Annotated in this window: 13 protein-coding genes; 11 read left to right on the top strand and 2 right to left on the bottom strand. The window is 68.8% G+C overall.

What is annotated here, in order from left to right; genetic code table 11:
* The first annotated feature begins 91 nt into the window (after positions 1-91).
* The 10 genes from ACM9LD_RS24845 to ACM9LD_RS24800 all read left to right on the top strand — a co-directional run bounded on the left by ACM9LD_RS24845 (position 92) and on the right by ACM9LD_RS24800 (position 6,132).
* Positions 92-358, top strand: a complete 267-nt coding sequence (locus ACM9LD_RS24845) for a DUF7572 family protein (RefSeq protein WP_415679186.1) — start codon at positions 92-94, stop codon at positions 356-358.
* A 70-nt stretch (positions 359-428) separates the two neighbouring features.
* Positions 429-1,400, top strand: a complete 972-nt coding sequence (locus ACM9LD_RS24840; protein ID WP_415679185.1) for a glycine-rich domain-containing protein — start codon at positions 429-431, stop codon at positions 1,398-1,400.
* A complete protein-coding gene (locus ACM9LD_RS24835; RefSeq protein ID WP_415679184.1) occupies positions 1,379-1,648 on the top strand; it encodes a hypothetical protein in 270 nt (89 codons plus the stop codon). Before ACM9LD_RS24840 ends, ACM9LD_RS24835 begins: the two co-directional genes overlap by 22 nt.
* 1 nt (position 1,649) lies before the next feature.
* Complete coding sequence (locus tag ACM9LD_RS24830) at positions 1,650-2,027, top strand: hypothetical protein (RefSeq protein ID WP_415679183.1); 378 nt, start codon at positions 1,650-1,652, stop codon at positions 2,025-2,027.
* Between the two features lie 193 nt (positions 2,028-2,220).
* A complete protein-coding gene (locus ACM9LD_RS24825) occupies positions 2,221-3,012 on the top strand; it encodes a hypothetical protein (RefSeq protein ID WP_415679182.1) in 792 nt (263 codons plus the stop codon).
* Positions 3,000-4,580, top strand: coding sequence for a peptidoglycan DD-metalloendopeptidase family protein (locus ACM9LD_RS24820; RefSeq protein ID WP_415679181.1), 1,581 nt, complete (start codon positions 3,000-3,002; stop codon positions 4,578-4,580). Before ACM9LD_RS24825 ends, ACM9LD_RS24820 begins: the two co-directional genes overlap by 13 nt.
* A 9-nt stretch (positions 4,581-4,589) precedes the next feature.
* Entirely contained in the window at positions 4,590-4,970 is a 381-nt protein-coding gene (locus ACM9LD_RS24815) for a phage holin (protein WP_415679180.1), read from the top strand.
* Positions 4,967-5,275: a glutaredoxin family protein gene (locus ACM9LD_RS24810; protein ID WP_415679179.1), complete on the top strand. Its 309-nt coding sequence runs from the start codon at positions 4,967-4,969 to the stop codon at positions 5,273-5,275. The genes ACM9LD_RS24815 and ACM9LD_RS24810 overlap by 4 nt, the downstream gene beginning before the upstream one ends.
* A gap of 76 nt (positions 5,276-5,351) precedes the next feature.
* Positions 5,352-5,807, top strand: coding sequence for a hypothetical protein (locus ACM9LD_RS24805; protein WP_415679178.1), 456 nt, complete (start codon positions 5,352-5,354; stop codon positions 5,805-5,807).
* Complete coding sequence (locus ACM9LD_RS24800) at positions 5,794-6,132, top strand: hypothetical protein (protein WP_415679177.1); 339 nt, start codon at positions 5,794-5,796, stop codon at positions 6,130-6,132. The genes ACM9LD_RS24805 and ACM9LD_RS24800 overlap by 14 nt, the downstream gene beginning before the upstream one ends.
* A gap of 114 nt (positions 6,133-6,246) precedes the next feature.
* Here the strand turns inward: ACM9LD_RS24800 and ACM9LD_RS24795 are convergent, their stop codons facing one another.
* On the bottom strand, positions 6,247-6,819 hold the full coding sequence (locus ACM9LD_RS24795; RefSeq protein ID WP_415679176.1) for a hypothetical protein: 573 nt from the start codon (positions 6,817-6,819) through the stop codon (positions 6,247-6,249).
* A gap of 69 nt (positions 6,820-6,888) precedes the next feature.
* Entirely contained in the window at positions 6,889-7,098 is a 210-nt protein-coding gene (locus ACM9LD_RS24790) for a type II toxin-antitoxin system HicA family toxin (RefSeq protein WP_415679175.1), read from the bottom strand.
* 101 nt (positions 7,099-7,199) lie between these two features.
* On the opposite strand from ACM9LD_RS24790, the gene ACM9LD_RS24785 reads away from it, so the two are divergent.
* On the top strand, positions 7,200-7,448 hold the full coding sequence (locus ACM9LD_RS24785; protein ID WP_415679174.1) for a hypothetical protein: 249 nt from the start codon (positions 7,200-7,202) through the stop codon (positions 7,446-7,448).
* The last annotated feature ends 327 nt before the right edge of the window (positions 7,449-7,775 follow it).

The following is a 7,775-nucleotide window of genomic DNA, read 5'->3' as shown; positions in this document are numbered from 1 at the left end:
GCGGAGGTGGTGGCCCTACCGGCACGAACGCGGGCGGCGCAGGCGGCCTCGGTGCTGCGGGCGTGATGTGGGTTCTCACCAAGACGGGAGCGTGACCGTGCAATTCGTGATGGACATGACGTGGATGTGCCCCGTCACCAAGCTCTACCGGGCCGACGACGGCCAGCACTACGCGATCTCGTGCCTGGACTTCTTCACCGCCACCGGCACGGAGGTGTTCCTCTCCGACGAGAACGGTGTGCCGATCGACGCAGACGGCGACCCGACGAACGGCCTCACCCCGCTGGTCCGCTGGGACGAGCAGATGGACCACGGGACCGCGGTCGCGCGGCTCACCGACTGGCTGGCTGCGCAGTGATACCGGAGGGCCCCTGATGCCGTGGACCACTGTCCCGGTCCCGCCTGTGCAGGGCGGCGCGGGCTGGCCCGTGGACCGGGTGATCCCCGGCGGCAGCCAGGGCGGCGGCTGGCAGATTGTGCCGCAACTCGCGGGTTCAGATGGCGGAATCGGCACGGACTACGCGGCGACCATCCCCGCCCTGACAGGGCTCGATGTCGCTGTGGCCGCGGACCGTGCCGCCGTGATACTCACCTCCACCCTCACTGGCCGAGACCCCGCGGCCGGTACGGACTGGGCGCGGCTGGGATTGGGCGGGCTCGACCTGGCCGCCGCTTTCGACGCCGCAACACTCGGCTTCACCGGGCGCGACCATAGTGGCGGCTTCGACCTGTCCACCGCGGTCGGACTGGCACTCCCCGGCGATGACGTTGCCGTCGGAGGGGACAACGCGACTGCGCTCGCGGTGCTCACCGGCCGCGAGCACGCCGCCAGCACCGACCTCGCGGCCAGCGGATTCACTGCCCAGTCCGCCATCTCCACGCCGGTCACCGCCACCAGCACCATCGCAATCCCCTCCTGGTGCCGCTACATCGACGCGATCGTCCTCGGCGGGGGTGGGGGTGGAGCGGGCGGCACCCAAGGGTTCCCCGGCTGGGGCGGAATCGGTGGCGCCCCAGGAGGGTGGAATGCGATTCGTTGGGACCGCGGCGCCTTCGGCAACACCTGGCTGACAGTCACTGTCAGTGTCGGCGCGGGCGGCCCAGGCGGATCGGCGAACAACGCTGGCACTGACGGAAACCCAACTACCGCCACCATCGCGGGCGTCGGCACCATCACCGGGGCCGGCGGCGCCAAAGGGTCCGGTTCGAGCTTGGTGAACAACGACGGCGCATCGGCGGGCAACTACACCTACCAGGGGACGACGTACAGCGGCGGAGGTGCCAATGGCGGTGTGCCGGGCGGCGGCGGGAAGGGTGGCTCCGGATCGGTCTGGCCTGGATCGCCCGGTTCCGGAGCTGCAGGGGGAAGGGGGCAGGCGTGGCTGATCTTCTCGATGTGACCGGCGATGAACTCGACCCGCCCCCGGATGGCACGCGGTGGCCCAGTCAGTTCGGCGTCGACCTCGAATGGGCCGATGACCGCGGCACCGCATGGCGCGCGGTCATGAACCACCCCGCACTGCAGGGCCGCCGCCGCGGCGACCTCCTCGACCTCCGCACCACTGGCGCAACCACGGTGCACACCTACCAGCTCACCGCGGCCATCTCGCACGGGACGGTCGCCTACCTCGCCACAAAGGAGCCCTGACATGGCCGCACCGATCTACACCGACAATCACGGAATCGCCTGCGCCGCCGCTGTGTGCGCGCTCGGCAATCGCCTCGGCCTGTACGCCGGGGCTACCCGGGCGGGCACCGCATACGCCGATACCACGTGGGGCTCACCAGTGAAGACCACGATCTCCGGCGCCGACTGGTACCAGTCCACCGGCTCGAAAGGCACCATCACCATCCCTGGCGGCACTGTCGCCAATGGCACCGTCATCACCCACTACGGAGTGCACTCCGGCACCACCCTGCTCCGTCGGGTTGAACTGCCTGTAGCGCTCACGATCAACGACGGATCGCAGGCTGTCACCGTGGACGTGACCCCCGTGTACCGGTACCGCGGCGTCGACGCCGCATAACCACCCGACTTCTGAGCCCCGGCCCGCCTCGTGCGCGCCGGGGCTCACCTGTACCCGCAGGAGACCGCCGTGGCCCGCACCTTCACCAGCACCGCGTGCGAGGTGTTCGCCTACGCCGCCGTCGCTGTCCTCCGACCCGCCGCCCGCGCCCGCGAGTGGCGCACCGATCACCCCCACCAGCCCAGGAGGCACCATGCCCACACCACCGCTCACCGTGCTGCAGCTCCGCGGCAACAGTGAACCGCTCGACGGGAACATGCTCGACAACGTGGTCCGCAAGCTGGACCCGAAGCTGTTCCGCGTCATCGAGATCAACTACCCGGCGAGCATCGGCCCCGCCGGCGGCGGTGCGTTCAAGCCGTCGGAGATGGAGTCGGTGCGGATCGGCTGCGAGATGATCTCCCGCGAGGTCGCCGCGGCCCCGGGCCCGGTGGCGATCATCGCCTACAGCCTCGGCACAGTCACCCTCACCGAGTGGCTCAAGCAGAACCCGCACGTGGCGAAGGTCGTGTTCGCGGGGCTACTGGCGAACGCCCGCCGCAAGCCGGGCCGCCAGTACGGATTCCCGCTGCCGATCGGCGGCGAGGGGATCTTCGGGCAGTGGATCGACGATAAGCGGGCGTGGTGTGACATCGCCTTCCCCGGCGACGTGATCACGGCGATGCCGGCCGGGTCGATCCTGCGGCAGGGCTCCGACCTGATCCAGCACATGAGCCTCGTCGACCCGATCCGCTGGGCGAACGACGTCATCGCGAAGCTCCCCGCGGTGGCGTGGCAGCTAGCCGGCACGGACTTCTCGAAGCTCGTGCAGCTGGGCCCGAAGGTCGGTGAGGCGATCGCGGGCCTGGATGGGTTCGCCCGCGGCGGCATGCACACCGCCCGCTACTTCGAACCGCACTGGCGGGACTGGCAGAACAAGCCGATCAGCGCGATCGACCTGATGGCGCGGTGTCTGCGCAACGAGCAGAAGCGGTGGGCGAAGTGACCGCCCGGTTCCATCCGCTCGATCGCGGCTACCAGATCACCTCGGGCTACGGGTGGCGGGCGTTCGACAACGCTGTGCATAAGGGCATCGACTTCGGCTGGCCGGGCGGGTCCGGCGGCCGTCCCGTGTTCGCGATTCAGGCCGGCACCGTGCAGTACGCCGGCGCCGCTGCAGGGTACGGCGGCCCCGACCCCGCAGGCTGGCTCGTCATCGACTCCGACGACGCCCAGGGCGGCGGCTGCTTCGAGTACGGGCACATCGTCCGTGAGGTCAAGGTCGGCGACCGGGTCGCTGCCGGCCAGCGGATCGGTCGGATCAACCCGAATCAGAACAGCAACGGCGCCGTCGCGCCGCACCTGCACGTGTCCTGGTGGCCGCGAGCGTACGGCGGACCCGAGGGCAAGCAGGACTTCAAGCGCCTACTCGACGGCGCCACCTATCCCGGCGTCACCGCCACCGTGATCGGCGGCGGTAGCGGCGGTTCAAACACCCCGAAGGAGACCTCGATGCCCAAGCCCGCGTTCACCGAGCTCAACCGGCTCGGCAACAGCCGCTCCAACCGGTTCGGCGCCCGCATCACCAACTTCCTGCTGCACACCCAGGAGGGCGACGGCAGCGCGGAAGGGCTGGCGGCGTTCTGCAACAACTCGGCGAACAGCGCCAGCTACCACTACACGATCCGCGACGGCATCGTCTGCGACGTCGTCGACACCGACTACGCGTCGTGGTCGGTGCTCGACGCGAACTCCCGCACGATCAACCTGTGCTTCGCCGGTTCGTTCGCCGGATGGTCGCGGGCGCAGTGGCTCGCCCGCGAGGGAGACATCCGCGTGGCCGCGTGGCTGGCCGTGCAGGACGCCCGCAAGTACGGGTTCGCCGTGACCGTCCTCGCCCCGCCGTATCGCGTCGCCGACGGCCTCTCCGACCACAAGTACGTCACCCAGGCTCTGCGGATCGGCTCCCACACCGACGTGGGCAGCAACTTCCCCTGGGACCGGTTCTCGGCGTTCGTGCGCGAGTTCACCTCGCCTGCCCCCGTGGTGCCGGTGGTGAACATGATCGACGCGTACGCGGCCGACACGGCGCACGCCTGGATCGGCACACGGGTCGATAAGCAGGAGATCCCCTGCCCGGACGGCCGTGGACGGTTCGTCGGGTTCTCCAACGCGCACGTCTACTGGACGCCCACCACCGGCGCGCACGCCGTGCCGGCGCAGCTGATGGGTGACTACGGCGTCTACAAGTACGAGTCCGGTCCGCTCGGCTACCCCGTGGCCGACCACACCAACCTCCCCGACGGGCAGGTGCAGGCGTTCGAGAAGGGCGTGATGTACCGGCACCGCGACGGGAAGGTCGCGTTCTACGTGACCGGCCGCATCGGTGCCCGCTGGGCCCGCGACGGCTACGAGAAGGGCCCTCTCGGCTGGCCCATCTCGAATGAGCAGCGCCGCCCCGACGGGTCGGTGCGCCAGGACTTCCAGCACGGCGCCATCTACTGGTCGCCCGACGGAACCGTCGCTGTCCAGCAGGACTTCGGCGACACCACCATCCATCCCCAGAACCACTAGGAGACCATCATGCTCTTCAACATCAAGACCATCGCGGACCTGCGCGCCGCCCTCTACGCCCTCCTCCCGATCGTCTCCACACTGCTCGTCACCTACGGGGTTCTCGACGAGACGAAGGCCGCCCTGTGGGCCGGCGTCGCCACCGCGGTCCTCGGCCCGGTCATCGCCGCCGTGCAGGCCCGCACCGTGTCGAGCTTCCGCACCGCGTTCTACGCGCTCGCCGCCGCCGTGCAGGCCGTGGTCGTCGGCTACGGGATCGTCACCGACGCGCAGATCGGCGTGTGGATGCCCTTGGTGACCGCGCTCGTCGGCGCCGCCGCGGGCAGCGTGGCCGTCGCGAACACCGACACCAGCTCGGCCGGTGGTGAGCGCTCGGCCGGTGCTCTGTGACCGCCCGCGCGCTGGTGTACAGCCAGCCGAACTGCCAGCCCTGCCGACTGATGAAGATCCAGCTCACCAAGGCTGGTGTGCCGTTCACCGAGGTGGATGTGCGGCAGGACGAGACCGCGCTGGCTGAGCTGGTGGTCTTCCATGAGGCGTGCGCGCCGGGCCGTCAGCCGAGCACCCCGTTGGTGGTCATCGACGACGCCGACGGGCACGGTTCCCGCGAGATCCTGTTCGGCCCGGCGTTCGACGAGCTCAAGGCGATGGTCCGTGATGGCCGCGTGGTGACTGCCGCCGAAGATGCGGCCTGATCCGGCCGACGACGTGTGGCGGGAAGCCTGCAGACTCGCGGACTTCCCGCCGCCACCTCCAACGAAAGGGGCCCACATGAAGCTCCGCATGTTCCTCCGCGGAAACCGTTCAGTCGAGTCCGGCAACTTCCCGCTCTACCGCCTGTGCGTGTCCTTCGGCGTGCTGGCATCCATCCTGCAGCTCACCGTCGGCGGGGCGCCTGAGTCCGTGCTGGCGACCACCGGGCCCGCGTTCGTGTGGCTGTTCATCGCGATGCAGAGCATCGGCTCCGTCGCGATCCTCGCCGCCCTGTACGTCCCCCGCCTCGACCTCGACGACAGCCTCCGGCTCGAGCAGGTGGGCGCCCTGTTCCTTCTCGCCGCCTGCGCTACCTACTTCACCGCGGTGACGGTGAACAACGGTGGCCCGCCCACTACGTTCGCCACGTGGCTCGTGGCCGCGCTCGGCACGTACCTCGGTTTCCGTGCAGTTGAGATCAGGGCCATCCTCCGGATCATCCCGCGAGGGGAGTCCGCTGATGGGAGTCACTGAGCTGGTAGGAACCGCGTTCACTTCGGGCGCCGCGGTCGCCCTGATCAACTGGCTGATCAACCGTGGCAAGACGAAGCGGGAGTTGAAGGCGTCGGACATCGATTTGTCGGAGCGGATCGATCAGATCAACCGCCGCAGCTTCGCCTACATCGACGGCCAGTTGCAGGCTGTGCAGGCGGAGGCGGCGCTGTGTCGTCGACGATGCGATCGGTATTCGGAGCTCACGCTCGATCTGATCGACATGCTCGCCACGCATGGCGTCACGGAGATCGACGAGTACCGCCGCCGGTACCGGGAGATTCGGGACCTCGGAAGAGCGTCCTAGTTGTCGGATCGGTCCGATAAGGTTCGAGTTACAACTTCATAAGCGTGACATGCATCGCGCTACATCGCGGGCGGCCCCTCGACTCTCACCAGTCGAGGGGCCGCTTTCGTCGTCTCAGGAGTGCGCAGCCTTGGCAGCCCGGCGCGCCCCGGTCTTCTCGCTGACCGTCACACGCGCGGCGTGCTTCTTGCCGGCGCCTGTTCGGGTAGAGACGGTCCCGTACTTGCCGGTGGCCGCGGAATAGGCCACGCTCCGCTCGCGGGGCTGTGTGGTCGCGCCCTTGATGAGCTGGTCGACGCGCTGGTGCGTGACGCCGACGATCTCGGCTATCTCACGCATGGGCACGCCGGCCGCGGAGAGGCGGCGAGCGACGTCGGTGGAGCGGCTGATCGCGCGCGCTTCGGCCTCCTTCGCGGTGGCGCGGTCGGCGGCGATCGCGGCCGCGGCGTCGCCCACGTCGAGACCGTCGACGTCGATGTGCACGTCGAGGTCGACAGCGGAGGGGGCGGCGTCGACGACGGTGCAGATGAAGTCGCGTGCCTCTTGTTCGATGTCGGTGTAGTGGCGGGCCTGGGTGAGGCTGCCGACGTTGATCAAGCCGTCGGCGCCGCGGTGGCCGTCGAGTTCGGGGACGTCGATCATCCACCAGCGGTCTTCGCGGTAGACGTTCACGCGGTACGTGGTCATGGATCGCATTTCTCTAGGGGTAGGTGTGGGTGTCGGGGGCGGCCCGCTGGGGGCGGGCCGCCCGTTCGGTTACGTGCAGTTGGTCTTACAGCCCTCGATGGCCTGGTCGACCTTGCGGCGAACTCCGGGGGAGATCGTCTTGTGGCCGACGGGGACGGACACGCCGTAGACGCCGTGCGGGCAGGCCCACATGGTGTGACTGCCCTTGCCGTCGCGGCTGATGAAGCCCGCGTTCTTGAGCTGCTTGACGATTTCCCTCGTCGGTGCCGGTGCGATCATGACATTAGTCTAACCTGCTAGACAAAACAAGTCAAGCGACTAGACAAAGTCTGTCGAGCGAAGGATCTCATCTGTCGCACCTCGCGCGTACCGTCCGCGCCATGGGGCTGAGCCGGGACATCGTGCGGATCGAGTTGACGACCCGCGTCGCCGGACCGGAGGATCGGATCGCGATCCCTGGGATGCCGCTCTGGGAGGTCTCGTGGACGGCCCGCGACCACCTCGGACGGGAGCGGATCTGGTCCGCCCCGCACATCACCGAGGGTGGTGCTCGCCGGATGGTGGCGAACCTGCTGGACCACCGCGTGGTCGGGCTTGAAGCCGAGGCGGTGATCGTCGACCGAACGTGACCGGGAACCGATCGCCGCGCTGGTGCGTCCAATCGGTATGAGCCCTGTGAACCTCGCGCACTACGCCCTCACCCGACTCCGCGGCTGGTACGCCCTCGCGATGGCCGGCCGCGGTCGCGGCGCGCCGCCAGCCTCTGAGCAGGATGCCCGGATCGTGGCGGCAATCCGAGAGGCTTCTAAAGAACCGCCTAGTTGATTGCCTTGCTTTGTCGTGGACGCTTGCGGACCTGCTCGGCCTGGACAAGCCGGGCGAGGACGAAGTGATTCAGGCCCTGCAGTTCCGGGACAAGGAGTGACGATGAGCGAGGACGTGAGGCGGGCGTGGGC

This window comes from Tsukamurella hominis (assembly GCF_965137015.1).
Classification (GTDB): domain Bacteria; phylum Actinomycetota; class Actinomycetes; order Mycobacteriales; family Mycobacteriaceae; genus Tsukamurella; species Tsukamurella hominis.
Note: the sequence above shows the minus strand (reverse complement) of the source record. Positions and strands in the feature narration are given on the sequence as shown.

What these genes read in the sequence shown, in the direction of transcription:
- ACM9LD_RS24800 (WP_415679177.1), top strand. Translation starts at nt 5,794, where the DNA reads ATGGGAGTCACTGAGCTGGTAGGAACCGCGTTCACTTCGGGCGCCGCG.
- ACM9LD_RS24815 (WP_415679180.1), top strand. Translation starts at nt 4,590, where the DNA reads ATGCTCTTCAACATCAAGACCATCGCGGACCTGCGCGCCGCCCTCTAC.
- ACM9LD_RS24830 (WP_415679183.1), top strand. Translation starts at nt 1,650, where the DNA reads ATGGCCGCACCGATCTACACCGACAATCACGGAATCGCCTGCGCCGCC.
- ACM9LD_RS24825 (WP_415679182.1), top strand. Translation starts at nt 2,221, where the DNA reads ATGCCCACACCACCGCTCACCGTGCTGCAGCTCCGCGGCAACAGTGAA.
- ACM9LD_RS24805 (WP_415679178.1), top strand. Translation starts at nt 5,352, where the DNA reads ATGAAGCTCCGCATGTTCCTCCGCGGAAACCGTTCAGTCGAGTCCGGC.
- ACM9LD_RS24795 (WP_415679176.1), bottom strand. Translation starts at nt 6,819, where the DNA reads ATGACCACGTACCGCGTGAACGTCTACCGCGAAGACCGCTGGTGGATG.
- ACM9LD_RS24785 (WP_415679174.1), top strand. Translation starts at nt 7,200, where the DNA reads ATGGGGCTGAGCCGGGACATCGTGCGGATCGAGTTGACGACCCGCGTC.
- ACM9LD_RS24790 (WP_415679175.1), bottom strand. Translation starts at nt 7,098, where the DNA reads ATGATCGCACCGGCACCGACGAGGGAAATCGTCAAGCAGCTCAAGAAC.